Source organism: Methylorubrum subtropicum, from assembly GCF_038442325.1.
GTDB lineage: Bacteria > Pseudomonadota > Alphaproteobacteria > Rhizobiales > Beijerinckiaceae > Methylobacterium > Methylobacterium subtropicum.
Genome location: NZ_JBBXMW010000021.1, coordinates 32,713 through 56,005 on the forward strand (window position 1 = coordinate 32,713; position 23,293 = coordinate 56,005).

A 23,293-nucleotide genomic window follows, 5' to 3' on the forward strand; every position below is an offset into this window, starting at 1 on the left:
CCAACCATTCCATCTCAATGGCAGCTGTTGGGCTGCAAGCGACCATTCCAGTGTCTTGGGTCGAAGGTCCGCTGATGGCGCATAGCTGAACAAGCGGTTGGCGAACTGCTACCCTACTATTTCGACTCTCCCGCTCGAAGGTGTTACGCGTCCCAGCAAAGTCGACAGTGGCCCGCGACAGGAGGGCTTGAACCCTCCGCTGGCCCAACCGCCTCAGCCGTGCATCCGCACGACGGTATGCAGGATGTTGATGGGCTGCCCGGCGGCGCGGGGCACATCCCCGGCGACGATGTCGGCATCGCGGTACGACTTGTCCGGCCAGCCGTTCAGCGTGACAGCCCCGGGATACTTCGAGGACACCCTGCGCGAGAGCTCATCCGTCACGGCCCCCTCGGCGTTGGCCATGAGGTAGCCCACGAGCATCCCCGCGGGATGGCCCGGGGCGTAGGTCCCGTCAGCGAATTTCCCCACGCCCGCGTCGACGTAGTAACGGAACGTGCCGGAATCACCCGGCCGCAGCCTCTTGCACTCTACGCCGAAGTAATACTCCTCCGGCCGCAGCCACTCCGCGAATACGACCTGCAGGTCGATCCGGCCGTCCACCTTGCCGAGTTCGCCGTCCGGGTTGTTCAGGCTCGCCTCCAGCATGAACGCGAGGTGGTAGAAGCCGCGCCGCCGTATGATGCGGACGATCTCTTTGTGCAGCTCGATGGTGATCTTGTTCTCGTCGAAAGCCACGCCGCTCGCGTACAGGCGCCGGCGCGTGCGCCTAGCCGCCTGCACGATCAGTTGGACGATCAGGACTATGTTGTCGCCCGAGATGCCGAGGTCGCCGCGCCCCACCGGCCGGACGCCCTGTCGCTGGAACGGCATCAGGCGCGCCCCGGGGCATGGTCCGCGAGGATGGCGTCGCCGTCCTGCAACCCGGCGGCGACCGTCCAGTAACGTCGCTGTGCCGGCTTGACCATGGTGACCTGCGCCCCGTCGTAGATGCGGACCGAGCGGCGTTCCCGCAGGTAGGGGGTCGGCGACCGCAGGAGATGGTGGCGGAGGTCGTGGAGAAGCCGCCCGGCCTCCGTATCCGGCATCGCTGACACCACGTCCGCCGGGGCGCGCCCCGGCTCGGTCCGGAACCGAACGGTGGCGAACCGGTCGAGTCGGTCGTCGCCCAGCTTCGAGCCGGGCGCGACCTCGGCGACGAGGTGCTGGCGGCCGGAGATCCTGAGGACGGCGTTCACCGTGCGGCACGCGGCGGCGGCGTAATCGACGAGTTGCCGCCTCTCAGGGGGCTCGACGTCTTGGAGGCGCGCCAAGGCGGTCCCAAGGAGCGTCGAGCGCCCGCGGGCCACTGCGTCGCGGACGAGAGCGCGTTCGTCGCCCCTCAGACTGTAGAGGTCAGCGACGAGAGCGTCGACGGCCTCACAGCCGTCGTATCGGGCGCTCGCCAGGGCGCGTCCCGCCTTCTCCGCCAGGGCGTCGGTCGGGACGAACCGCGGGATGCGCAGGGCCCGGAGGTCCTGCAGCAGCACGTTCGGTCGTTCCATGCCGATGGGACCGGCCCCTAGGAGGAACTGGTAGCTCGGCATCGCCGAGTTTAGCAGGGCGCAGACGATGGCCGGCAGCCTTGGGTCGGCCTCGGCGAACGAGAACCCGTAGAAGCCGTGCGAGAAGGCAAGGTCCTCACCGGAGAGCGCGGCGCTAGTCCTGCCGGGATGGAGGGCGAGCCTGTGCGCGGACTTCGGGAACACCACTAGCGGCGCGCGGTACAGATCACGGCTCCGGGCATGCAGGAGCTCCAGGTGCCCGCGTTGGCGCAGGCTCGGCTTGGGCCGCCCTTCCAGGCTCAGGGGTGCGTAATCCTCGGGCTTGACGGACGGCAGGTCCAGGATGGCCTCCGGCACGGCCTTGGGCTTGTCGCGGGCCTCGCCCTTGACCTGGAAGCCCTGCCCGGAGACGACGCCCGCCTCCGAGAGGAAGGACCCGAGGGGCACGAGTTCGTGCTCGAACCGCTCGATCAGTGCGATGTCGCGCGGCGTGCCCAGCGACGACGCCTTGAGGTACGAAGGGTTCGCGATGACATCGGCCTTCCCGGCCTCGGCGATGTCTGCGGAGGACAGGGCGAGCGCGCCGCTCCGCTCGAAGTCATCCGTCCAAGGGAACGTGCCAACGAGGATCCTGTCGGACGGCGGCAGGTTCCCGCAATTGGCGCAGAGGAACAGGCCCGGGGCCTTGGCCTCCGAGAACAGCCCCGACATGCGCAGGGGCGACATGTTGATGAGGGCGACCCGGTCGAGGCCATTCAGCAGCCGCTCCAGGAAGAGCCGAGCCGACCACATCCTCGACATGAAGGGCGTGGCCTTCAGGTACATCGCGATGCGCCCACCCCGACCGACGATGTCGACCGCGGCCAGCAGGAATCGATGGTCGGGCGAGCGGCCCGAGCCGCCGTCGTCGTGCTTGGCCCTGGCCTTCCTGGTGCGTCCCTCGTCCCCGCCCTTGGCGGCGTGCGTCCAGGGCGGGTTGCCGACGACCGCGTCGACGCCGAGCCCGCGCGCGAGGTCGCGCGCCGCGGCGGAGAGGAAGTCCATCTCGTGCAGGGTGCGGCCGATGAGCGGCTCGAACCGGATACTCTCCCCGGGATCGGCCGTAGTCTCCAGTTCCAAGGCGGCCAGGTAGAGGCTGAAGGCCGCGATCCGCAGCGCCGCCCTCTGGATGTCGATGCCGTGCACCTGTTGGTAAAGGATGTCGCGCACCACGGAACGCGGCCTCGGGCCGTCGCCGCAGCACTTCCATGCCAAGCGTCGCAGGGATTGCACGAGGAAGAGGCCCGAGCCGCATGTGGGATCGAGAATGCGCGCCGTGCCGTCGAGGTCCTCGAAGACGGGGTCGAGCGCCATGTGGACGAGCTCGACCGGGGTGTAGTGAAGCCCCAGCTCGCGCGCCATATCCGACGCCGCCCGCCGGGCAAACGCCTCATAGACCGCGCTGATAAGCTCAATGGGGACCGTGTCAAACCGGAAGCGGAAGAGCTGCATCTGCCCCGCGTCGCGCTTCCTGAGGCTCGTACCCCGGGCGAAGTCTTCGAGCAGCGGCAGGTGCTCGTCCCGCAGGCTCTCCCCCATGCCCTGCGGGAACACGTCGCCGTTGAAGGTCTCGTGCAGCCAGTCGAACAGCGCCAGGGCCGACGACCGCGAGCGGAAGAGCTCGGCCAGGCCCACATCCCCGATGCGATAGGACCCGTCGAAGGGCGTCGCGATGTCGCCTCTGTCCGTGACGTAGCTCGCGAACAAGGTCGCGGTCACAAGCTCCTGGCAGGCGCCCCGGGCCTCCGCCATGCCCATGCCTCCCGGCTGGGCCACCGAGACTTCCACCAGGTGCTGTTCGAGGGACTGGATCTCCTGGAGCAGGACCTGGTCGACCTTGCCTGCGCGATGGATGCCCTTCGCCAGGTCGGAGGCCCAGAACGTCCCGGTGTCCAGCGAGAAGCGGCCGCAGAACTCGTCGAGGGCTGCCATCTCGGCCTTGACGTCCGTACGATAGGTCGCGACCGGCCCCCGGTCCTCCTCGGTCCCAACGCCGCGGAACGCGTCGTAGACCCGGACCTCGTAAGGCGTAACGATCCAGAGGAGCGGGGCCAAGCCGAGGTTCCAGGCCCGCTCGTGCATCTCCCCGGCCTCACCGGCGCCGGTCTCCTTCACGATCAGCTTGGCGCCGTCATCGGTCTCGTAGACCGCGTCCGCCTGGAGGCCAGCCCTGGGGGAGAAGGCCGCTTCGAGGTGCGGGTTGCCGACCGCATGCCGGCGGAGCCCCGGCATGTCGCCGCAGCCGGCATCGACGAAGCCGGTCCGCGACAGGACGCGTTCGAGGAGGTCGCTCATGACGACCCTCCCAAAAGGGCGGCTTTCCTAGCGCCTGCTACGTCGCCGCGACGGCCGGCCGCGCGGGCTGGGCTGCGGATGCGGACGACGGGCGCGACGCCTTCCCACGCCGCCCGCCCGAGTGAGGTCGCGGCACGGTCGTCCCGGCGTCTGGGAGAGGTGGCGTGGCTCTGCATGGAAGGCGGGGCACGAGGGGATGGGACGGCTTGCGCCGGCCGGGGAAGCTTGAGTGTGAGGCGTCGGGTTTGCGATGGAGTGAACGGATCGAGGGGCCGACGCCATTATGGGTCCAGGCTTGGCGTTTCACAGCATCGGGGCCGCGCCACCCCGGCGCCGACGAGCCTTCTGCACGGAGAGGGCGCATCTGTCCCGCGTTCGGCCGATGCCGCAGGGGCCCTGGCGTGTGGCTTTCGCCCCAAGCCCGCATCCTCAAGGCATGGCATGAACCGGAAGCGCCCGGGCCGTCCGGGCCTCCCGTCCTCAGCGGGCCCGGCGAGCGTAGCGGCCCTCATCGCAGGGTTCGAAACAGCGCCCGAACGCGACCCGAACGCCCATCTTCTTCTTGAGCGTGCCCGGGCGACGCCAAGCCGGGCCTCCGCCATCCGCGACGTCCTGGGACCTTGCCAATGGCTCGACTTGGCCGGCGGGCACACCGAGGACAAGTGGTCGGACGCCGAGGGGCCGTGGTCTCGACATGCTGCGCCGCCTCTCCGATGCCGGGTTGCCGGATCTCGACCTCCACGTGATTAGCCCCTTCCTCATTGTGGCCCGGCGCCTTCGCGAACGCATCTTGGCATCGGGCGTCCTGTCGAAGTGGACCCAGGACACGTACCGCTGGAAGCGCGAGCGGATCGGCACCGTCTATACCGTTCAGGGCCGCGAGGCCGACAGCGTGATCCTCGTCCTTGGGACCCCGATGCCAGCCCAGCGGGGTACTCGGGGATGGGCGGGAGAGGCGCCCAACATCCTCAACGCCGCCGCGACCCGGGCCCAGGAGAACCTCTACGTGGTCGGGTCCCGCCCGGCCTGGGCCGATGCCGGTGTGTTCGCCCGCCTGGCGAGGAGCTGGCCCACATCGTTGGAGTTGCGCGAGCCAACCTAATGGCCGCGAGGTGGAAAGCTGTCCAAACGCCGATGCCGGCTCCACCAAGATGGAAGCGGCTCTTGATCTCGGTGACACCCTCCCACGCCTCCGCGCGACGCAGGCGGTGCCCCTACGCATCGTAGGACGTCGGGACGAGCATGGCGACGCGCTCAAGGACATGGGCGCGAGCCGCGTCGTACGCTGCCTGCCCTGCTTCCTGTCCGCCGCACCGAACCAGGCCCGCCACGCTGATGACGTCGCTTACCGAGACCGTGGGCCGGCCGATGGCGAGCGGACCGGCCGGGGAGCGGCGGATCGCGCCCATCTTGATGAGGGCCCTGATGACGTCCTCGTCGACGGTGTCGGCCTTGGCCAGACGGTCGGAGTGCGTCCAGAGCCGGTCACGCTCGTCGCGCAGAGTGTAGAGCTCCGCACGCAGCCGGGCGGGCTTATCCTCGCGGACTGCGGCGGCCTGGCACTCGGCCCGCAGCGCGGTGACCTCGGTCCGCAGGGCGGCGTTCTCGGCCTCGCGGGCGAGCTCGGCCTTGCGCTGCTCCTCGCGCCACCGGCGGGCGCGGTCGGCGGCGGCGGCGCGGCGGCGGGCTGCGGCGGACGTCTCGCGTTCGGGGGTGCGGGGCTCGGTCATGGAGAGCATCGTGCCCCTCGACCATGCATCCCACTAGGGCGTCAGGCGGCTGCGTCCGCCATGCGCGTGATCCCCCACCGGAACCGCTCGTCCGCCTCGGCGAGGCGACGGGGCAGGCTGCGCGCACCGTCGACCGAACCGGCATAGGCCGCGATGACCAGGACAACGCCGGCGGCGTAGCGGAACGCCAGGCTGCCGTGCTCGCGCAGGGCGACGCCCGCGTTGACGATGGCCTGGCGCAGCGCGCCCTTCAGTTCCTCGTCGAGGCTCGCGACCATCGCGAGCTCCGGCGTCTTCCACCACCTCAAGACGCGCCGGAGTCCCTCCGCGACTTCATCCACGGTCGCCGGGACCGCGAGCTCGTCGAGGTCGAACTGCTTCGCGTCCTCGATGTCGTAGCCGAGGTAGATGGCCCGCATGGCCTGCATCGCCGGCCGCACCGCGTTGACGCTCCAGTGGGCCTTGATCTCGTCGATCATGTCCTTCGAGAGCGAGGCGTCCTTGACGTGCGTCGGGTAGAACTCGGCCTGCGGGGCTGGCGCGGGGGCAACGACGGGCTTGGGCGCGCGGGGCATCGTAACGACCGGGTGCGAGTGGCGGCGGCCGGGGCGGACGGAATAGGCATCGAGCAAGATCGCCGCCTCCCAGGCCTCCGGGCACGTGGCCCGGGACAGGGCCGCCCCGATGCGCCGGACACGCTCCCGCGCGCCGTTCGTGCTGCGGAGGAGGCGGTCGGCGATGGCGCCCTTGGCGACGTAGGCGGCCCAAGCCTGGTCGAGCCCCGCGTCCCGCGCCTTGGTGACGACGGTGCGGACGAGCTCGACGCCGGACGAGGACTGGGGCGAGAGCTTCCCGTAGGCATAGCTCTGCGCCGCCTTCTCGACGGCGTCGGCCAGGACGAGGCTGTCGTGCTGCACGGGCTCGCCGGCCCCGTCCCAGACGGCCGAGAAGTCGTCCGCGGCCCCGCCCTGCCCGGCGGCGGAAAGGGTCACGTACACGTCGTCGTGCCCGCCTTGGCTCGCGGCGACGCGACACACAGACTTGGCGATGTTGCCTTCCTCGGTCCCCCACAGGCCCTGGCGGGACGGCACAAGGCCCCTCGACAGAACCGTGACGCGACGGCGCCCGCGCACCGGGTTGACGGCGCCGTCGACGAGAATTTGGAGCGCGTCGCCTTCGGGAAGCTTCCGGCCGCGCCCGACGACCACATGCGATCCGACGACGGCGAGGTGCAGGCCGATGCCTGCGTCCTCGATGGCCGCGGTGGCGACGCGCAGGCGGCGGACATGCTGGCGACGGCCCTCGGGCGTCCTGGCCGGGGCCCAGAGTTTCCGGGCGACGGCGTCGGTCTCGACGACCGAGATGCGGTTCCGCGGGAGCTCGGCTTCCAGGGCGCTGGCGAGGTCGCGTGCGGTCGGGGGCAGGCGGTCGAGGGCGGCGCCCCGCCGAGGCTGCCCCAGCGACCGCTCGACGGCGCCGCGGACCGAGGCCCGCGTCACGCCGGGCAGCCCCTTCGACGTCCGGCCGCCGTCCAGGACGACCCACTCCGTCTGCAGACGGGAGTAGATGACGTCGATGGAGAGACGGCGAGGCTCGCGCCTCTCATCTTCCGCCATCGCCTTCTCGTAGCCGAGGACTTGCCCGATCTGGAAGTCCGTCTCCTGCATCCCCTTCGCGGTGCGGTTCGGACGGACGGCGGCGGCGGGGCGGCCCGGTCTCATGTTCCCCGAAAACTGGGTTACGGCGTCGACGACGGCGATCCGCTCCTCGTCGGTGCACGCCTGCCCGGGAACGGCGCAGAACAGCGCAGCCTCGCGCTCGACGTAGGACCGGAGCCGGGTGCGGTCGACCCGTAGGCTCCTGTGTGCCTTCCGGCCCTTCGTCGCCCGAGCCTGCCGCTGCAGGTCCGCCTTCGCCCAAGCCTTGCCCCTCGGGCTCATGGCGTCGAACAGGCGCTTCCGCGCAGCGCTCTGAACCCGCACCGGCATGGCGACGCAGAAGCGGGTGATGGACCGGCACGTGTCCTCGATGACCGCGTCGGTGAGCTCGCCGACGCCGCCGCCGGCCACGTACCGCTTCACGGCCTCGCCGAGGAACGACGCCATGGCCTCCTCCGTGACCGGGGCGCCGGTCTTCCGGTGGACGCGGCTCACGAATGCGTAGGCCTGGAGGCGGAGGACGTCGAAGATCTCGACTGACGCTGACACGGCGACGCTGCTCCGGTGACCATTCCCCACTGACAACTATACGGGTGCATCCGCATACCGCAACGGCCAATCGCGCATTTCGTCTACGCGAAGGGCAGGTTTTACGAGGATTCGTGTTGTCACGCCGGTTCGCCGGTAGCCCCCAGCCGGAGGCCTTGACGAGACCCCGGGGATGGAAACCCGAACCGGAGGTCCCCGGCCGTCCCATTCCTCCCCCGACTTCTATATCCCTCCATCCGCACGGGACGCCCCGGTCCACTCGACGCGACCCCCGTTCGAGTTGTCACGCCGGTTGCCGAGCCCCCTCCCGCGCAGCCCCACGTGACCCCTGGGACGGTAGCCCGGACCGTGGGACCCGAGACGGTCAGTCCTTCCCCCCGATCCTTATACCACTCCATCCGCATGGGATGGGCCGCTCCTCTCGACAGCCCCCCCGTTCCGGTTGTCACGTCCCCGGGACGAAGGGCCGATCCCGGGCCGGCCTTGACCGCCCGCCATCGCCGTCCGGTAAGGACTGTCGTCGCTCGGGATGGGGAAGCGGAGGTTAGGCCTCTGGCTCCGGCTCCGGCTCGCCCGGGCGCAGGTCGAGCGGGCCTGGAGCGAGGGCAAGCGCGTGGTCGTCAACGACGTTCGGTCCGTTAACGAGGCCGACGCCATCGAGGCGATGGGCGGGTTCCTCATCCGCGTCGACCGTTCCGGGCTCGTCGCCGGGGAGCACCCGTCCGAGCAGGAGCAGGCCCGGATCGTGGCCTACTGGACCGTCCGGAACGAGGGCGACCTGCTCGACCTGGAGATGGCGCTGACCTCGGCCTTCATCTTCGCCCGGCACACAGCGGGATCGCCGCTTAGCGAACCCCCAACACGGGACGCCAATTCAACAACGCCTTCGACACCATCCTGTTGGTGAAATCGTTGGGGGCTCAGCGCGCAGATGTCGCAGCCCGCGTGACGACGAATGTCGCCGAAGAGTCGATTTCCCCGTTGTGGGTTTCGGCGCGCACACGCGGGATGCCGCCGCGATGCTCGGAAGTGCTCACCGTGATCCGCGGCGTGCCCACGGCGGCCCATCCGGCCATCGCCGGGCCGATGGCGCAGATCGCCCACGTCGCCAATGTCCTGTCCATGACGAGGTCCTCCTGGCGGGATGATCGAGGATCCCAACGGCCGCGCTAGTCCAGCGGGGACGGGAGAAGGGCGTCCTCGTCGACCTGCGGGGCGGCCCAGGTCGGGTTTCGCGCGAGGCGTGTCATGACCGACACGGCATCGAGGCCCACTGCCTCCGCGACGAGGATGGCGGTGCCGACGTCGACCGGCCGCCCCGCCTCCAGGTCATCGATGACGCGCTCGGGGATGCCGGTGACGACGGCCAGGCGGCGGACGGGCAGTCGACGCGCGAGGCGGACGCCCCGCACCGCCTCTCCAACGTCGCGCCGGCGCCGGGCGGCCTCGGCGGTCGCGTGTTCCTCGGCCGACGGTTCCGGGCCGTCCGTCGTCTCGTCGTCCCACCGGCTGCTGCGCATCGTCGGTCTCCTTCGGTCGAGGGTAGCCTTGGCCCTGGCTAGTCACCAGTCGAGACGTCCCCGCGACCCGTCAGGCACGGGGCCGCCATCACGACGTGGGCCACCAGGTCCTTTTCCGTCTCGAAGCCAAAGCCGCCGGTTTCACCGCCGCCGACGGGCGTCCACGTGCCCCCAAGGTCACCGCGCCGGCTCCGGCCCGCCACGCCGGTGGCCTGCAGGACGATGACCTCGCGCCCGGTCTTCAGATCGACCGTCCCGCACGTCACCATCGTCGCCCAGCGGTCGGTGCCTTCGACCGGGTCCGCGTAGATCCTCGCGAATCCCGCGCGGCCGCCGGCGGCCGGCCCGCGCACGGACAGGAACCACCTGTCGCCGGCCTGCGGGAAGGGCGGCGCCTCCGGCGCGGGCTGGGCCTGGCGCGCCGCCTCGACCGGGACGGTGGTAGCGAGCAGGACCGCGGCGAGGGCCACGAGGAAGCGGGTAGCGGTCATTGGCAGGTCTCCGGGGAGGGAATGGGGGCGAGGGCCCAGGCGGTGCCGTCAGGCTCGAACCACACGGCGCTGGCGGCGACGACGATCTCGTCCGTGTCGCGGCGGCGGAAGCCGGACTGCGAGGGGCGGTAGCCGATACGGATGGCGTCGTCGGGCCGGGCGCCGTCGGCGATGATGCCCTCGATGGTCGCCACGACCTCGCGGCGCGCCGCGGCCTGGCACCGGAGCCTGCCTGCCTCGCTGGCGCGCATGACGCACCCAGCGAGGACCAGGGAGGGCGCGTGTCCGATGACGCGGCGCTTGCGGATGATGCTCCACGACAAAGAATGCAAATTCCAGTGGATGCGTACAGGGGATGTTTCGGTAGTCATGGCGGGCGCTCCGGAAGCAAGGGGACGGGAGCCCCGGCCAGGGATGGCCGGGGGAGGCGCGCTATTCGTGCGGGGGCGGCGTCAGGCATCGCGGGCCTCCCAGGCCTCCCTGGCCTTCCTGATGGCGGCCCGATCCTCGGGCGTGTCGTACAAGTCCATGAACACGATCCCCGGCGGATCGGGGTCGTAGTGGACGATGGGCTCGTGAGGCTCCCGAACGGCGTCCGACGACGTCTCGGCGACGGCCACCTTCGCCGGCTGGGGTGCGCGGCGCTTGAGCGTGATCTCGATGCGGAGCATTTCGAGCGCCGCCTCGCCCGGAGTTAGCCGTCCTTCACCGACCTCGCGGGGGATGTCGTAGATGCGGCGCTTGGCGGCGTTGGCGGCCCGGCGCGAGTGCTCGCCATCCCGCTGGGCGCGGCCGATCCGCGCCATCGCGCGGAGGCACGCGTAGCCGAGCAACAGGTGGTCGCCGACGACGAAGGGCGGCTTCTTGGCGGGCTTAGAGGCTGGTGCGGACATCGCGGGTCTCCATGAGGGGGCGGTAGGGTGTGGACAGGGCGGCGCCGAGCAGGACGCCGGCGTCGCGGATGAGGTCGTCCTCGCGGGCCCGGCCGGCGCGGACGTCGGCCTGCATGCGCTGGATCTCGATGCCGACGGCGCCGAGGACGAGGAGGGAGGCGCGGCGCTCGCGTTGGGCCGCACGGAGGCGTTCCTGGACGGCGTCCAGGCCAGGGGTCTTCGACATGATGGCCCCTCCTAGCGGACCGGGGCCGCGGCGGGCCCGGCGACGAGCCGGGCCACCTCGTCGCCGTCGAGCCTGCGCCGCTCGACCAGGGCGTCGGCGACGCGGCGGACCGCGCCGGCGTGCCGGCGGACCGTGGCCAGGGTCTCGCCGTAGAGCCGGTCGAGGAGCTCCTGCACGTCCCGCCGCAGAAGGGGGTCCGTCGCCAGCGCCATCGATGGCTCCTGCTCGACGGCGACGAGGCCGCGGCCGCCCATCCCCCACTCGCCGATCAGGCCGACGGCCATGCGGGTCGCCGTCAGGAGGTCCTGGCGCGCCCCGGAGCTCGCGCTGTCGAGGAGCGTCTCCTCGGCCGCCCGCCCGCCCAGCATGATCCGGACGTGCTCCTCGACGGCGGCGTGCGTCCAGATGCCCTGGTGCGGGTCCTTGGCCGCCATCCATCCGCGCTCTTCGCCGCGCGTCTGCAGGGCCAGGACCATCTCCCGTCCGGGCTCCTCCAGGTAAGCCAGCAGGGCGTGACCGGCCTCGTGGACGGCGATCCGGTCGAGGACGGCGGCCGGGGTCGCCTCGTCGCCCGTGCCCGCCACCGCGAGCAGGTCGTCGAGGGCCAGCGGGCGCCCGGCATGCCTTGCCCGGCGGCGGGCGTCCTCGACGAGGGCCTCGATCATGGCCCCGGTGTAGCGCTCGGTCCGGTACGCGACCGGCATCAGGTAGGTGCCGGGCAGGTCGTCGCCGAGGCGCACGCGCAGCATCTCGACGCGTTCCCCGGCGTCCGGCAGCCCGATCTCGATGTGGCGCCCCAGCCGTCCCGGGCGACGGATGGCCGGGTCGATGCGGTTGGCGTCGTTGGTCGTCCCGATGACGATGACGCCTTCCCGGCCGCCCACGCCGTCCAGGCATTCGAGGAACGCGTTGATGATCTCCAGGACGTAGTCGGCGTGCGCGTGCCTGACGGTGCGCCTGTCGACGAAAACATCGCACTCGTCGACAAGGACCAGGCATCCGCACTTCCCGGCCGCCAGAGCCTTGGCCTCGGCGAAGAAGCGCCTCATCGCCCGCAGCGTCGTGCCGAGATGGGCCTGGTCCTCGGACTGCCACTGCGCCAGCGACGCGGCCAGGAGGGGAATCCCCGCGCTGGCGGCGATGGCCTGAGCGCCCAAGGTCTTGCCCGTCCCGGGCGGCCCGGACAGAAGCGCGCCGCTTGCGACCGAAGACCAGGGTGCACCGTCCCTCCATGCCTGGAGGTCGCGGATGACCTCACGGCCCCACGCCACGACCTCGCGGCAGCCGTAGAGCTCGTCCAGCGTGATGTCCCGACCGCGGCCCGTCGGCGCCGGCGGTGCCGCTAGGCGGACGAGGTGGGCGACGCAGTCCGCCGGCGCCCGCCCGGGCCGGATGGACACCGCCAGGTGCTCCGCGGAGACGCGCAGCCCGTCGAGCGCGCGCCGTTCCTGGGGGGAGCAGGCGGCGCCCGTCGTCGAGCGGATCGCGGCGGCGACGTCGGACGCGTCGATGTGGGCCAGCGTCAGGCGGTGCTCCGCCGCCAGCAGCGCCGCCGCCGGCAGGTGGGACGCCGCGTCCGGTGACAGGCACAGGATCGCGCCCGGCTGACGCAGCAGGGCCAGGAACTCGCGCGCCCGCCGGTCCCGGTCGCTCCCCTTGGGCGCGTCCTTGACGAGATGCTTCCGCAGCCCGAGCGGCAGGCCGAGCGCGATGCTCGACCTGCCGTCCAGGGCGAGGAGCGACAAGGCCTCCGGGACGTCGACCGTGACGACGACGTCCCGTTCCGCAAGCGCCTGCCGCAGCCCCGGGACCGCGTCGAGCGTGCGGGCGAGCTGGCGGAGGACGGCGAACTCGACCGGGGAGAAGGTCTCGTCGGTCGCGTCCGGGTCCGACGCCTCCTCGCGGTTCACGCCCGCACGGTCGTCATCCATCTCCTCGGCGTGCGTCGGGCGCGCCGGCAGGGCCGCCGCGTTCGTCGACCGCAGGAACGTCTTGGCGTGGACCTCCGCGATGCCCAGCGGGTCCGTCGGGTCGTAGAAGGGGATGATCTCCGGCAGCGCGTCGTCGCCCCCCTCGTCGAGAAGAGCCACTCCGGACGCGCGCAGGACGAAGGCGGGGGCATGCTCGCCCCCAGCCCGGGCGCAGGCCCACAGCGTCTCGACGAGGACCGGCGTCGCCACGGGGTAGCCGAGGGCGTGCAGATACAGCGTCAGGGCGTCGTGCAGGATGGCCCGGGCCGGAGCGTTGACCCCCGCTGCGGACAGCCAAGCGGCCGCCCCTGCGTCGCGCCAGGTGGCCTCGGTGCGCCGGAGCGAGTCCCAGGCGAGGGACAGGGGCTCCAACATGGCCTCGTCGCCGGTCCCGGCAGGCGAGGCGAGCGTGTCCAGGCCGGACGCGTGCAGGGACAGGCAGAGGGCGGCGAGGAACGCATCGCCACCGCATTCGCGCAGGACGGCCGCGCGGTTGCGGCGCGCCGTCGAGGGCGCGATGGCGAGGATGCGGGCTGAGAGGTCGCTGGGGATGCGGCCACGGTACAGTCCGGCCTTCCCGGCCAGGACGTGCTCAAGCGGCGCCGCACCCTTCGAGGGGGGCTTCGTCATCAGTCTGGTCTCCTAGGACCTGTCCGAGTGACGGCTGGTCAAAACCAACCGTTCATCCCAAGGACTAGACCGACAAACCTTTCAGAACCGTTACCGCGTCAGTCCTCGTCGGCCTCCGTCCGCCGGGACGGGAAGATCGGTCCACGCCTCCGTGCATCGAGCAGCGCATCCATGCAGGCGTCGACGTCGCGGCGCACGTCATCGCGGCTCTCCTCCAGGCCCTGGCGCGGATAGGAATAGCGGTCGACGTAGCGGGCCAGCGCCACGAGGAGATAGCCCCGGCTGGCGGCTTCGTCGTCGTCGGCCAGGCTGGCGAGGGCGCGCAACACGCGCGGGGGCAGGCCCTTCTTCCCGATCCGGCTCGGCGTCACGGCGCGCCGGTCGAGCTTGAAGACGTCGGACAGGGGTGCCGCCCATCCGCTGGGCCACAGCCTGGACGCGGCCGCCTCGATGGCGGGGTAGAGGGATGCGTTGACCTCGTCGGCGTCGAGCGGCTGCGGCTCCCCTTCGCCGACGAGGAACGGGCGCCGCTCCGGGTCGTAGGCGAGCGCCTGGCGCCCGATCAGCCCGACGGCGGTCCAGCCCTCGGGGCGGGACCAGAGCTCCGGCGACACGTATTGAAGGGTGATCTCCATGCCCCGGGATAGCACGGCCCCCGCGGCGCGCCAGCGGCCCGGCGGCGTCCCTGTACGAATCGAGGGATCCCCGTACCCTTCCGATGGGAAGGGACCGGGACATGCTGAAGGACACCGAACTGGACGAGCTCGCGCGCGCCGTCGCCTCGCTCGACGACGAGGATGCCGGGCGCCTCGACAGGGCGGTCCGCGAGCGGCGCCGGGCTAAGGTTGAAGCGGAGGAAGGCATCCGCGCATGGCTGCGGTCTCTTTCGGACGAGCAAGCCTTCGAAGCGGCCATGTCTGACGTCGTGATGCTCGGGCACCCACAGGCAGGCCTAAAGGTCCTCCGAGACGCGGGGTTCGTGCGGCAGCCTGCGCAGCCGGCGGGGGCCTTCTGCTTCCGGGACGTCCCCATCCGGACCATGGCCGACGGCACGACCGCCTGCGGGTCATGGGAGGCGTTCTGCGACCAGATCGCCTGGTGCGCCGTCAACGGGATGGGCCCTTTCGAAGCGACCAAGCTGCTCGCTCATGTCGCGGCCCTCGTCCCCGAGGAGATGCGGGACGCGCACCGGGCGGAGATGCTGCAACGCGTCACCGGGCGGAGGTCCTGAGCCATGCCCACCTTCGAGATCCACTCGCGCGTCACCCGCCGCAGCCTGATGAACCGCACGAAGGACGTGCTCGCCTCATGCGTCCTGGAGCTTCACGACGTGCTCGACCGCGAGCAAGCCCGGCGGGAGGCGGCCGAGGCCCGCGCCCTGGCCGCGGAGAGCGCCCTCGTTGGGCTGACGCCGGACGGGTCCGAGTTCTACCGGCGAAACCCGGACCGGGCCGCCGAGCGTGAGTACCTCGCCGACGTCCCGGCTTGCGTCGCCTACCTGCGCGACGCCCGGGAGCGGATGTGCAAGAGCCTTGGGGAGGCGGGGGCCCGCCAGGTCAAGGCGGCCGCCGAGCTCCGCGAGGAGCGCGCCCGGCACGCTGCGGACGCCGAGGCGCTGCGGGCGGTCATCCAGCACCTGCGGCCCGGGGCGGCCATCGTCCGCGTCGACGAGCCCACGACCGGCCGGCACCGCTACGAGCTCTGGACCAACCTGACGCCGAAGCCGGCTGAGCATGCCGCCTTCCTGGCGAGCGTCCGGGGCATGCCGTGGACCAGCGAGCCCAAGCCAACGCGGGACGCCGACCTGCCGCAAGTGGGGTCCTTCCATGGGTAAGCGCATGACGACCGAGAGCTTCGAGCTAGTGCGTGCCGGCGACACCTGCTGGGGCGACCACGAGAACCGCGACGACATCGTGCTGGTGCTGGAGGAGCGCGACGACGCCGGGGTGAGGGAAGGCGGCACCCGCATCGCGACCTTCTCCAACATGCGCTTCATGAACAGCTTGGGCCCGCGGCTCGCCAAGCTCTGCCAGGAGACCGCGCAGGCCGAGCTCAACAAGGCCGGCGGCGTCCGGCCCCGGGCGCCCGCGACCGGCCCGGAGCCCTTCGCGCAGATCGGCGACGACGTATTCGTCACGGACTACGACTGGCGGAACCCGAAGCTCGCTTGGCCGGGCACGTGGCTGTTCCACGACGTCAAGCGCAACCGCCCCCTGTTCCAGGCCCGCAAGCGCGACGTCGGCGACGACCCGCCCGTCGAGGTCCTCGTCGCCCTGCTGCTGGCGTTCGCGGCGGGCGAGCGCGCGGGCCGGAAGGACGGCCGGGTCGAGGGGCGCGCCGCGCTCGCCGGCGACTTACGGAAGCTGATGGGGGTGGGGGCGTGAGCGTCTTCGACGACATGGACAACCTGGCGCAGGTTCAGGCCCACCTCGCCCATTGGCGGGACCAGCTCGCCGACGGCCGCCGCGAGGACGACTTCCTGTTCGGCGTGCAGGCCAAGGGCATCATCGCGACCTTGGAGCACAAGGAGGCGGAGCTCCAGGCGGCGCAGTCGGCCAAGCGGGAGACCTGGCAGAGCGGCCACAAAGGCATCCCGACCGACCGGCCAGTGTGGGCGATCTTTTTCGAAAGCGGCAGCGGCGAGGACGAGGACGTCATGCTGCTGCGCGGCGTCTCGGACGAGGACGGCGAGGTGTTCACCGTTCAGCACAAGGGCGACTGGGACCGGTACGGCCACGTCGTCTGCTGGATCGACGTCGAGGAGCGCCTGTCGTTCTCCGTCGAGGCCGTCGACGCCATCGTGGCCGCCCTGGCCAACCAGAACGGCATCCATTGGGGCTGCGCGGACCACATCGTCGAGGACTGGCTGCACCGCGAGGCCCTGCGGGCGGTCGTCGACGGAAACCGGGACGCCCCGGCCATCGCGGCGGCCGCGCTCAAGTCCCGCGAGCTCGACTTCTCACGGTACTACGGCTGAGGGCGTCATGACCGAGAACCAGTACCAGTTCTGGTGGGCCAGCCTCCACGGCCGAGACCGACCCGACGTCGTCGAGGTGACCTTCGAGGACGGCAAGCCGGCTTACGTCTGCGAGGCAGGGGCACCGAGCATCGCCGCCGACGACTTCGACCGGTGCCAGGTGCGCCTGATCGAGCGGGTGCTCCCGGCCGGGCGCGCCGCGGCGGCGGTCGAGAAGCTGGAGAGCATTGTGAGCTCTAGCTGGCACGTCGACCAGGCGACCGAGGAGGCGATGAAGGTCATCGCCATCCTGCAGGACGGGGAGAACCGGGCATGACCGAACCGTGGGCCGGACGCATCTTCACCAACGGGGCGTCGGTTACGTTGCCCCCTGACGACATGCGCTTCGAATTCCGCCCCATGCCCATGCGGATCACGTCCTTCCGGTACTTCCCGGCCGAGGAGGACGCCGGGTGCAAGTGGGAGATGGACGCGGAGCCAGTGCCTGGAGCTCCTGCCGCCACGGTCACGCTGCGGGCCGACTGGAATGCTCCCGCGCCACCCTCGTTTGACCTGGCGGAGCGGGGGGAACAGCCGTGAGCCTCAGCTACGACGGTAGCCGGGACGCCCTGGAGGCTGGCTGGCGCGCCCTCGGGTACCGGATCGCGGTCACCGCCGAGGCGGACCGAACCGCGACGGTCTACATCGAGGACCGGGCAGGATGGGACGAGCAGACCTCCTACCCGGACTACGAGGCCGCCATGTCGACCTGGGAGGCCCGGCTCGCGGCCGCAGCCATGCCGGCGGCAGCCTGAAACGAGAGCGGCCCCCTTTCGGGGGCCGTCCGGCCGGGATCGGCCTCGGGGCGAAGCTCTCGGGGGATACCCTGACCCCCGGCTGGGGTACCGAGCCCGTAGGCCCGATGGCGCCGGCTCTCCCACGCCCGGGGTCCGGCTGACGTAAGCGAGAGGGCCCGGGAGCGACCCGAGCCCTCTGTCTGCCCTTGCAGCGGGGCGGCGCGCCTGACGTGAGTGCCACCAGGCATGGGGATCGAACCCATCACGCCGTTTGCGCCGCCAACGGGAGGATCGACCTCGAATCGGGGGACCGCAAGGGCTACGCCCGGCGGAAGCCCGCGATCACCCACCGGCCGACGAACCAGAACGCGAGCAGCAGCAGCGGCGGGACGAGGGCGAACGCGAGCAGCGGTCCTTGCCCTCCCATGGCGTCCAGGCGGCGCTGCCAGCGCTTTTTCCAGAACCACCGGCTGACGATCTCCTGCTCCGGCTTGCCGAAGGCGGTGTAGAGGTAGAGCGATGTGCCGTCGGGGAAGTCGACGACGGTCTGGCTGCCATCCTTCACGGAGGCGTCGAAGTTCGCTTGATACTGATATTCGATCTTGGAGAAGCTCGCCGGCCACTTGGCCTCGGATGGCTTTTTGAAAAGCTCGGAGATGGACTTCTTGTTGTCGTACTCCTCCCAGGGCTTCACGTCGTCCTTGAGCTCGGCGGCGTACTGGTAGCGCCCTCGCGTCGCGTCGGAGACCCCCTCCCACGCCAGGAACCCGACCAGCGCCAGCCAGAGCGCGGTCAGCACCACCCAGACCCGGAAGGCTCCCCGCGATACATTGACCCCCTTCAGCACTTCCGCCCCCGTCACCTGCTGGCGCGCATCATGGCTACGCCCCGAATAACCGAGTGCCCCCGTCGCTATCGAGCGGGCGCTCTGACGCGCTATCCCCATGAATTGCGCGGTCGCAGCAGCATGGGCCGCGTGTTGTATCGATGTTGTATAGCGAGGTTTCGGGCCCGAGACGGAGCCGTACGGGGACGGCGGCTAAGCGCCTGTCCAGGCTTCAGGAAACGGCTCTGGGGAGAGTGGAGCGGGTGAAGGGAATCGAACCCTCGTATTCAGCTTGGAAGGCTGCTGCTCTACCATTGAGCTACACCCGCGTAAGGGCCGGATATCACGGGGCGCGGGGTTTGAGAAGATCGTCGCTCCTCACGGGGTTTTCACCGGGCGCGGGATGATGGGGCTGGCGCGGCGCGTTCGCTCGTGAAACGCAAGCCGATGGGTTCGAGCGGGGGAAGCGGCGTGTCCGGTGGCGCGAGGTTGGGTGAGGATGCGCCGCCGCGGCTCGCCGTCGAGGCGGTGAGCCGGCGTTACGGGCGCAGCCTCGCCCTCGACCGGGTGTCGCTGGCGCTGGGCGCGGGCGAGATCCTGGCAGTGCTCGGCGATTCCGGCTGCGGCAAGAGCACCCTGCTGCGCCTCGTCGCCGGGCTCGACCGGCCGGATGTGGGCGAAATCCGCATCGACGGTCGCCTCGTGGCGGATGCCCGGCGCGCGGTGCCGCCGGAGGCCCGCGGCGTCGGGCTGATGTTCCAGGACTACGCCCTGTTCCCCCATCTGACCGTGCTGGCCAATGTCGGCTTCGGCCTCAAGCGCCTCGGCCGCGCGGAGGCCCACCGGGTCGCGCTGGAACGGCTCGGCGAAGTCGGCCTGAGCGACCGGGCCGGGTGCTATCCGGCGACTCTGTCAGGGGGCGAGGCGCAGCGGGTGGCGCTCGCCCGCGCGCTCGCGCCGCGCCCGCGGGTGCTACTGCTCGACGAGCCGTTCTCGAACCTCGACGCGGGCACCCGCGACCGGGTGCGGGCCGACACCGTCGCGGTGCTGCGGCAGGTCGGCGCCAGCGCGATCCTCGTCACCCACGACGCGGCCGAGGCCGTCGAGGTCGCCGACCGCATCGCCCTGATGCGCGCCGGCCGCCTCATCCAGTGCGGTACGGCGGAGGCGCTCTACCGCGCCCCCGCGAGCCCGGCCGCCGCCCGCGCGCTCGGCGAGGTGCTGGAGATCGAGGGCCGCGCCGCCGCGGGCCGCGTCGAGACGCCGCTCGGCCCCCTCCCCGGCCCGGCCGCGCTCGATGATGGACCTGTCCGGGTCTGCCTGCGGCCGGAGGCGATCCGCGTCGGCCCCGCGGGCGAGGGCCGGCCGGCCCACGTGCTGCGCCGCGCCTTCGCCGGGTCGAACCTGCGCCTCGACCTCGCGGTGGACGGCCTTTCCGCGCCGCTGCGCCTCAACCTGCCCCACGACCTTGAGGCCGCCGACATCGTCGGCCTCAGCCTCGTCGCCGAGCGGGCGCTGGTCTTCCCCCAGGGAATGGAGGCAGGCTGAGGCGCACAATATACTTGGAATAATTACAAACAAAACCGCCTTGCCGGACAGTCACGCTCTGTATAACACCCTGATCGTCTCGACGATCCCGGGGGTTTTCATCGTGTCGCGCCTGCGCTGGACTGGTTCACTCGCATGCCTCTTCGCGCTCGCAAGTGCGGCGCAGGCCGCGGAGGTCAACCTCTACACCACCCGCGAGCCCGGCCTGATCCGCCCCCTGCTCGACGCCTACACCGCCAGGAGCGGGGTCACGGTCAACACCGTCTTCGTCGACAAGGGGCTGGCCGAGCGCGTCGCCGCCGAGGGCGAGCGCTCCAAGGCCGACGTCGTCATGACGGTCGATATCGGCAACCTGATCGAGCTGGTCGATCGCGGGCTCGCTCAAGCAGTGCGCTCCCCCACCCTGGAGGCCGCGGTGCCGGCCCCGCTGCGGGATGCGGACGGGCGCTGGTTCGGCCTGTCGATGCGCGCCCGCGTGCTCTACGCCGACAAGGGGCTGAACGACCTCACCGCCGCCACCTACGAATCGCTCGCCGACCCGGCCTGGAAGGGCAAGATCTGCATCCGCCCCGGCCAGCACCCCTACAACACCGCCCTGATCGCCGCCTTCCTCGTCCGCCACGGCGCGGAGAAGACGGAGGCCTGGCTCAACGGCGTGAAGGCCAACCTCGCCCGCAAGGCCGCGGGCGGCGACCGGGACGTGGCCCGCGACATCGCCGCCGACCTCTGCGAGGTGGGCTTGGCCAACTCCTACTATGTCGGGCTGATGCGCTCGGGCCGCGGCGGGCCGGACCAGCAGAAATGGGGCGAGGCGATCAAGGTCGTGCTGCCGACCTTTGAGGGCGGCGGCACCCACGTCAACGTCTCGGGCGCCATCGTCGCCAAGAACGCGCCCAACCGCGACGAGGCGGTGAAGCTCTTGGAATACCTCGTCTCCGACGAGGCCCAGGCGCTCTACGCCAAGACCGATTACGAGTATCCGGTGAAGCCGGGCGCCGTGGTCGATCCGCTGCTTTCCGCCTTCGGGACGCTCACCATCGACACCACGCCGCTGGTCGAGATCGCCCGCAATCGCAAGGCCGCGAGCCTGCTCGTGGACAAGGTGGGCTTCGACAACTGACGCGCCCTCCCATGGCCCGCGGCCTCGGCTGGGCGGCGGCCCTCGCGCTCGGCGTCCTGCTGGTGGCCCCCGTGGTCTCGCTGGCCCTCACCGCCGCGGAGGGCGACGGCGCGCTGTGGCCCCATCTCGCGGCCTACGTCCTGCCGCAGGCGATCCGCGATACGGGCCTGCTGCTCGCGGGCGTCGGGCTCGTCGTGATCGGGCTCGGCACCGGGACGGCGTGGCTGGTCTCGGCCTTCGACTTCCCCGGCCGGCGCCTCCTCGACGCGGCGCTGCTGCTGCCGCTGGCGGTGCCGACCTACGTCGTCGCTTTCGCCTATCTCGACCTGATGCATCCGCTCGGGCCCGCGCAGAGCGGCCTCCGGGCGATGCTGGGGCTGACGAGCCCGCGCGACCTCGTGCTGCCGGAGCTGCGCTCGCTCCCCGGCTGCATCTTACTGCTCGGCTTCGTGCTCTACCCCTACGTCTACCTGCCGACGCGGGCGCTGTTCCTGATGCGGGCCGGCAGCCTGTTGGAGGCCGCGCGCATGCTCGGCGCCGGGCCGGGGCGCACGTTCTTCCGCGTGGCGCTGCCGCTCGCCCGGCCCGCCGTGGCGCTCGGCACCGGGCTCGCCCTGATGGAGGCGCTCAACGATGTCGGCGCCGCGGAGTTCTTAGGGGTTCGCACCCTCACGGTGCAGGTCTACGCCACCTGGGTGAACCGCTCGGACCTACCGGGCGCTGCGCAGATCGCGCTGGTGATGCTGGCTTGCGTGCTGCTCCTCGTCGGGCTGGAGCGGCTCGCCCGCGGCGAGCGCGGCTATGCCGGCACGGGCCAGCGCGAGCGTCCGACCGCGCGCCGCCGCCTCGACGGCTGGCGCGCCGCCGCCGCGTTCGCGCTCGGAAGCGTGCCGGTGATCGTCGGCTTCGGCCTGCCCGCGGGCTATCTCGCGGTCTCGGCGTGGCGCCGCGTCCAGGGCGCGGGCCTGCCCGCCACGCTGCTGGCGGAGGCCGGCAACACCGTGCTCTATGCGGGCGCGGCGACGCTGGTGACGGTGGCGTTGGGACTGATGATCGCGGCGGCGCCGGGCCTGCTCGGGCGCCGCTCCGGCACGGCGCTGATCCGCACCGCGGCGCTCGGCTACGCCATGCCCGGCACGGTGCTGGCGGTCGGCCTGCTCGGGCCGCTGGCGCTGATGGATTCAGGGTTGTCGGCGGTCGCGGGCTCGGCGGTGGGGCTCGTGGGCCTCGGCACCGGCGGCGCACTGGTGATGGGCTATGGGATACGCTTCCTCACCGTCTCGGTCGGGGCAACGGAAGCCGGCTTGGCCCGCATCCCGCGCACGGTTCCCGACGCGGCGCGGATGCTCGGGCGGGGACGGCTCGCCACCCTGTTCGCGGTGCAGATCCCGCTGGCATGGCCCGCCATCCTGAGCGGGGCGCTGCTCGCCTTCGTGGACATCGCCAAGGAGCTGCCGCTGACGCTGCTGCTGCGCCCGCTCAACGTCGAGACGCTGAGCACGCATCTCTACGGGGAGGCGGCCCGCGGCACCTACGAGGACGGGGCCGCCGCCGCGCTCCTGATCGTCGCAATCGGACTGATCCCGGTCATCCTCCTGCTGCGGCTCGACCGCGATGCGGGCTTGCGCCGAGGATGACCGGGACCGGTCAGGCTAGAGCACGATGCGGAAAAGTGGAATCCGGTTTTCCGAAATCATCGTGCGACCACATAGAGATAGAACGTCACAACGGGCGTACCCGATCAGCTGCCCATCAGCACGCTGTACGAGCCGACGGCCGTCACGATGATGCCGCAGGCGAAGGCGGCGATCATGGCGTAGGAAACGGGCTTCAGCTGCATCGTCGATCGACTCCTGAGATTCTGTGAGAAGGTTCGGGTTTCGATGGCGTCCGCAGGGCACGCGCGGCCCGAGCCGGACGGCTACGGGCTCACAGGCACAATGCGGGCCGGGGGGCGGCACGATCCATCACAACGGCGTGAAGTGGGATCGAACCGGGGATTCGTGAGATTTTCGCAAGATGGGCCTGACACATCGTGCCGGTTTCGACCGGAAAACTCCGATCTTATCGAGGATTCGGCAGTATTCTGCCGGGGGTTGGCCCGCCCTCATCGGGCGGACCGTTCCGGTCAGCAGCGGGCGCCGCCCGCGACCTGACCGTACTGCTTGACCGGGAAGTGCTGCTGGTTGGCGTTGCCCTCCGCGGCCGAGCTCATCGGGCAGCGGGTGAACTTGCGGTCGTCGTGAACACCCAGCGACCCCGTCACCTCCGGCCCGAAGGTCGTGACGGGCGCGGTTCCCGCGATCGGAGCGGGCGCGCTGAAGGCCAAGGCGGAAGCGACCGGAGCGGTGGCAATGAGCAACACGGCGGCAGCGACGGCGGTGACTCGCGTCTTCATGAGGTGTTCATTCTCCTTTTGCAGCACATCCCTGGGATCGGGCCTGTTTCTCTCTGCTGAAGACGAATATAGGCATCGCCTTCCATTTCGGATGTGACACCCC

Annotated in this window: 26 protein-coding genes and 1 tRNA gene; 12 read left to right on the top strand and 15 right to left on the bottom strand. The window is 71.0% G+C overall.

Annotated features, from left to right (window positions below; genetic code table 11):
• Positions 1 to 213: 213 nt before the first annotated feature.
• A complete protein-coding gene (locus AAHG03_RS22280) occupies positions 214 to 873 on the bottom strand; it encodes a hypothetical protein (RefSeq protein ID WP_342153289.1) in 660 nt (219 codons plus the stop codon).
• A complete protein-coding gene (locus tag AAHG03_RS22285; protein ID WP_342153291.1) occupies positions 873 to 3,878 on the bottom strand; it encodes an N-6 DNA methylase in 3,006 nt (1,001 codons plus the stop codon). Before AAHG03_RS22285 ends, AAHG03_RS22280 begins: the two co-directional genes overlap by 1 nt.
• Before the next feature lie 694 nt (positions 3,879 to 4,572).
• Between AAHG03_RS22285 and AAHG03_RS22290 the strand changes: the two genes are divergently transcribed.
• The gene (locus AAHG03_RS22290; RefSeq protein ID WP_342153292.1) at positions 4,573 to 4,980 is read left to right on the top strand and encodes an AAA domain-containing protein; all 408 of its coding nucleotides are present in this window, start codon (positions 4,573 to 4,575) and stop codon (positions 4,978 to 4,980) included.
• A gap of 112 nt (positions 4,981 to 5,092) precedes the next feature.
• Here the strand turns inward: AAHG03_RS22290 and AAHG03_RS22295 are convergent, their stop codons facing one another.
• Complete coding sequence (locus AAHG03_RS22295; protein ID WP_342153294.1) at positions 5,093 to 5,617, bottom strand: hypothetical protein; 525 nt, start codon at positions 5,615 to 5,617, stop codon at positions 5,093 to 5,095.
• 32 nt (positions 5,618 to 5,649) lie between these two features.
• Positions 5,650 to 7,815, bottom strand: a complete 2,166-nt coding sequence (locus AAHG03_RS22300; protein ID WP_342153295.1) for a hypothetical protein — start codon at positions 7,813 to 7,815, stop codon at positions 5,650 to 5,652.
• A 613-nt stretch (positions 7,816 to 8,428) separates the two neighbouring features.
• Between AAHG03_RS22300 and AAHG03_RS22305 the strand changes: the two genes are divergently transcribed.
• Positions 8,429 to 8,722 (top strand): nucleoside/nucleotide kinase family protein, encoded by a 294-nt coding sequence (locus tag AAHG03_RS22305; RefSeq protein WP_342153296.1) that lies wholly within the window; start codon positions 8,429 to 8,431, stop codon positions 8,720 to 8,722.
• 13 nt (positions 8,723 to 8,735) lie between these two features.
• Here the strand turns inward: AAHG03_RS22305 and AAHG03_RS22310 are convergent, their stop codons facing one another.
• The 8 genes from AAHG03_RS22310 to AAHG03_RS22345 form a co-directional block, all read right to left on the bottom strand.
• On the bottom strand, positions 8,736 to 8,939 hold the full coding sequence (locus AAHG03_RS22310; RefSeq protein ID WP_342153297.1) for a hypothetical protein: 204 nt from the start codon (positions 8,937 to 8,939) through the stop codon (positions 8,736 to 8,738).
• 45 nt (positions 8,940 to 8,984) lie between these two features.
• The gene (locus tag AAHG03_RS22315; RefSeq protein WP_342153299.1) at positions 8,985 to 9,335 is read right to left on the bottom strand and encodes a helix-turn-helix domain-containing protein; all 351 of its coding nucleotides are present in this window, start codon (positions 9,333 to 9,335) and stop codon (positions 8,985 to 8,987) included.
• A 38-nt stretch (positions 9,336 to 9,373) separates the two neighbouring features.
• Positions 9,374 to 9,826 carry a hypothetical protein gene (locus tag AAHG03_RS22320; protein WP_342153300.1) on the bottom strand — a complete coding sequence of 151 codons (453 nt, stop codon included), beginning with the start codon at positions 9,824 to 9,826 and terminating at the stop codon, positions 9,374 to 9,376.
• Positions 9,823 to 10,197, bottom strand: coding sequence for a hypothetical protein (locus tag AAHG03_RS27185; protein WP_459558964.1), 375 nt, complete (start codon positions 10,195 to 10,197; stop codon positions 9,823 to 9,825). The genes AAHG03_RS22320 and AAHG03_RS27185 overlap by 4 nt, the downstream gene beginning before the upstream one ends.
• A gap of 81 nt (positions 10,198 to 10,278) precedes the next feature.
• The gene (locus tag AAHG03_RS22330; protein ID WP_342153302.1) at positions 10,279 to 10,719 is read right to left on the bottom strand and encodes a hypothetical protein; all 441 of its coding nucleotides are present in this window, start codon (positions 10,717 to 10,719) and stop codon (positions 10,279 to 10,281) included.
• Positions 10,700 to 10,945 (bottom strand): hypothetical protein, encoded by a 246-nt coding sequence (locus tag AAHG03_RS22335; protein WP_342153303.1) that lies wholly within the window; start codon positions 10,943 to 10,945, stop codon positions 10,700 to 10,702. Before AAHG03_RS22335 ends, AAHG03_RS22330 begins: the two co-directional genes overlap by 20 nt.
• An 11-nt stretch (positions 10,946 to 10,956) precedes the next feature.
• Positions 10,957 to 13,545, bottom strand: coding sequence for an AAA family ATPase (locus AAHG03_RS22340; RefSeq protein WP_342153304.1), 2,589 nt, complete (start codon positions 13,543 to 13,545; stop codon positions 10,957 to 10,959).
• 98 nt (positions 13,546 to 13,643) lie between these two features.
• Positions 13,644 to 14,180, bottom strand: a complete 537-nt coding sequence (locus AAHG03_RS22345; protein ID WP_342153306.1) for a hypothetical protein — start codon at positions 14,178 to 14,180, stop codon at positions 13,644 to 13,646.
• 101 nt (positions 14,181 to 14,281) lie between these two features.
• Between AAHG03_RS22345 and AAHG03_RS22350 the strand changes: the two genes are divergently transcribed.
• Genes AAHG03_RS22350 through AAHG03_RS22380 form a run of 7 tightly spaced genes read left to right on the top strand, consistent with a single transcriptional unit; the run spans position 14,282 to position 17,316 of the window.
• Complete coding sequence (locus AAHG03_RS22350) at positions 14,282 to 14,776, top strand: hypothetical protein (RefSeq protein WP_342153308.1); 495 nt, start codon at positions 14,282 to 14,284, stop codon at positions 14,774 to 14,776.
• Between the two features lie 3 nt (positions 14,777 to 14,779).
• The gene (locus tag AAHG03_RS22355; RefSeq protein ID WP_342153309.1) at positions 14,780 to 15,379 is read left to right on the top strand and encodes a hypothetical protein; all 600 of its coding nucleotides are present in this window, start codon (positions 14,780 to 14,782) and stop codon (positions 15,377 to 15,379) included.
• Between the two features lie 4 nt (positions 15,380 to 15,383).
• Positions 15,384 to 15,929 carry a hypothetical protein gene (locus tag AAHG03_RS22360; protein WP_342153311.1) on the top strand — a complete coding sequence of 182 codons (546 nt, stop codon included), beginning with the start codon at positions 15,384 to 15,386 and terminating at the stop codon, positions 15,927 to 15,929.
• On the top strand, positions 15,926 to 16,522 hold the full coding sequence (locus AAHG03_RS22365) for a hypothetical protein (protein WP_342153313.1): 597 nt from the start codon (positions 15,926 to 15,928) through the stop codon (positions 16,520 to 16,522). Before AAHG03_RS22360 ends, AAHG03_RS22365 begins: the two co-directional genes overlap by 4 nt.
• A 7-nt stretch (positions 16,523 to 16,529) precedes the next feature.
• Positions 16,530 to 16,838 carry a hypothetical protein gene (locus AAHG03_RS22370; RefSeq protein WP_342153314.1) on the top strand — a complete coding sequence of 103 codons (309 nt, stop codon included), beginning with the start codon at positions 16,530 to 16,532 and terminating at the stop codon, positions 16,836 to 16,838.
• Positions 16,835 to 17,101 (top strand): hypothetical protein, encoded by a 267-nt coding sequence (locus AAHG03_RS22375; RefSeq protein WP_342153316.1) that lies wholly within the window; start codon positions 16,835 to 16,837, stop codon positions 17,099 to 17,101. The genes AAHG03_RS22370 and AAHG03_RS22375 overlap by 4 nt, the downstream gene beginning before the upstream one ends.
• Entirely contained in the window at positions 17,098 to 17,316 is a 219-nt protein-coding gene (locus AAHG03_RS22380) for a hypothetical protein (protein ID WP_342153317.1), read from the top strand. The genes AAHG03_RS22375 and AAHG03_RS22380 overlap by 4 nt, the downstream gene beginning before the upstream one ends.
• Before the next feature lie 301 nt (positions 17,317 to 17,617).
• Here the strand turns inward: AAHG03_RS22380 and AAHG03_RS22385 are convergent, their stop codons facing one another.
• Together AAHG03_RS22385 and AAHG03_RS22390 are read right to left on the bottom strand one after the other, a co-directional pair.
• Positions 17,618 to 18,100: a hypothetical protein gene (locus tag AAHG03_RS22385; RefSeq protein WP_342153318.1), complete on the bottom strand. Its 483-nt coding sequence runs from the start codon at positions 18,098 to 18,100 to the stop codon at positions 17,618 to 17,620.
• A 279-nt stretch (positions 18,101 to 18,379) separates the two neighbouring features.
• Positions 18,380 to 18,453: transfer RNA gene (locus AAHG03_RS22390), tRNA-Gly, on the bottom strand.
• Between the two features lie 118 nt (positions 18,454 to 18,571).
• Here AAHG03_RS22390 and AAHG03_RS22395 point away from each other — a divergent pair.
• The 3 genes from AAHG03_RS22395 to AAHG03_RS22405 all read left to right on the top strand — a co-directional run bounded on the left by AAHG03_RS22395 (position 18,572) and on the right by AAHG03_RS22405 (position 22,429).
• Complete coding sequence (locus AAHG03_RS22395) at positions 18,572 to 19,672, top strand: ABC transporter ATP-binding protein (RefSeq protein WP_342153378.1); 1,101 nt, start codon at positions 18,572 to 18,574, stop codon at positions 19,670 to 19,672.
• Between the two features lie 103 nt (positions 19,673 to 19,775).
• Complete coding sequence (locus AAHG03_RS22400) at positions 19,776 to 20,792, top strand: extracellular solute-binding protein (RefSeq protein WP_412759784.1); 1,017 nt, start codon at positions 19,776 to 19,778, stop codon at positions 20,790 to 20,792.
• An 11-nt stretch (positions 20,793 to 20,803) separates the two neighbouring features.
• The gene (locus AAHG03_RS22405; RefSeq protein WP_342153320.1) at positions 20,804 to 22,429 is read left to right on the top strand and encodes an ABC transporter permease; all 1,626 of its coding nucleotides are present in this window, start codon (positions 20,804 to 20,806) and stop codon (positions 22,427 to 22,429) included.
• Between the two features lie 491 nt (positions 22,430 to 22,920).
• On the opposite strand, the gene AAHG03_RS22410 is transcribed toward AAHG03_RS22405, so the two are convergent.
• On the bottom strand, positions 22,921 to 23,190 hold the full coding sequence (locus AAHG03_RS22410) for a hypothetical protein (protein ID WP_342153322.1): 270 nt from the start codon (positions 23,188 to 23,190) through the stop codon (positions 22,921 to 22,923).
• Between the last annotated feature and the right edge of the window lie 103 nt (positions 23,191 to 23,293).

Coding starts and splice junctions, on each gene's coding strand:
- AAHG03_RS22330 (WP_342153302.1), bottom strand. CDS start 10,719: ATGTCCGCACCAGCCTCTAAGCCCGCCAAGAAGCCGCCCTTCGTCGTC.
- AAHG03_RS22290 (WP_342153292.1), top strand. CDS start 4,573: ATGCTGCGCCGCCTCTCCGATGCCGGGTTGCCGGATCTCGACCTCCAC.
- AAHG03_RS22320 (WP_342153300.1), bottom strand. CDS start 9,826: ATGACCGCTACCCGCTTCCTCGTGGCCCTCGCCGCGGTCCTGCTCGCT.
- AAHG03_RS22285 (WP_342153291.1), bottom strand. CDS start 3,878: ATGAGCGACCTCCTCGAACGCGTCCTGTCGCGGACCGGCTTCGTCGAT.
- AAHG03_RS22360 (WP_342153311.1), top strand. CDS start 15,384: ATGACGACCGAGAGCTTCGAGCTAGTGCGTGCCGGCGACACCTGCTGG.
- AAHG03_RS22345 (WP_342153306.1), bottom strand. CDS start 14,180: ATGGAGATCACCCTTCAATACGTGTCGCCGGAGCTCTGGTCCCGCCCC.
- AAHG03_RS27185 (WP_459558964.1), bottom strand. CDS start 10,197: ATGACTACCGAAACATCCCCTGTACGCATCCACTGGAATTTGCATTCT.
- AAHG03_RS22355 (WP_342153309.1), top strand. CDS start 14,780: ATGCCCACCTTCGAGATCCACTCGCGCGTCACCCGCCGCAGCCTGATG.
- AAHG03_RS22315 (WP_342153299.1), bottom strand. CDS start 9,335: ATGCGCAGCAGCCGGTGGGACGACGAGACGACGGACGGCCCGGAACCG.
- AAHG03_RS22350 (WP_342153308.1), top strand. CDS start 14,282: ATGCTGAAGGACACCGAACTGGACGAGCTCGCGCGCGCCGTCGCCTCG.
- AAHG03_RS22340 (WP_342153304.1), bottom strand. CDS start 13,545: ATGACGAAGCCCCCCTCGAAGGGTGCGGCGCCGCTTGAGCACGTCCTG.
- AAHG03_RS22410 (WP_342153322.1), bottom strand. CDS start 23,190: ATGAAGACGCGAGTCACCGCCGTCGCTGCCGCCGTGTTGCTCATTGCC.
- AAHG03_RS22280 (WP_342153289.1), bottom strand. CDS start 873: ATGCCGTTCCAGCGACAGGGCGTCCGGCCGGTGGGGCGCGGCGACCTC.
- AAHG03_RS22335 (WP_342153303.1), bottom strand. CDS start 10,945: ATGTCGAAGACCCCTGGCCTGGACGCCGTCCAGGAACGCCTCCGTGCG.
- AAHG03_RS22405 (WP_342153320.1), top strand. CDS start 20,804: ATGGCCCGCGGCCTCGGCTGGGCGGCGGCCCTCGCGCTCGGCGTCCTG.
- AAHG03_RS22370 (WP_342153314.1), top strand. CDS start 16,530: ATGACCGAGAACCAGTACCAGTTCTGGTGGGCCAGCCTCCACGGCCGA.
- AAHG03_RS22295 (WP_342153294.1), bottom strand. CDS start 5,617: ATGCTCTCCATGACCGAGCCCCGCACCCCCGAACGCGAGACGTCCGCC.
- AAHG03_RS22375 (WP_342153316.1), top strand. CDS start 16,835: ATGACCGAACCGTGGGCCGGACGCATCTTCACCAACGGGGCGTCGGTT.
- AAHG03_RS22395 (WP_342153378.1), top strand. CDS start 18,572: ATGGGTTCGAGCGGGGGAAGCGGCGTGTCCGGTGGCGCGAGGTTGGGT.
- AAHG03_RS22310 (WP_342153297.1), bottom strand. CDS start 8,939: ATGGACAGGACATTGGCGACGTGGGCGATCTGCGCCATCGGCCCGGCG.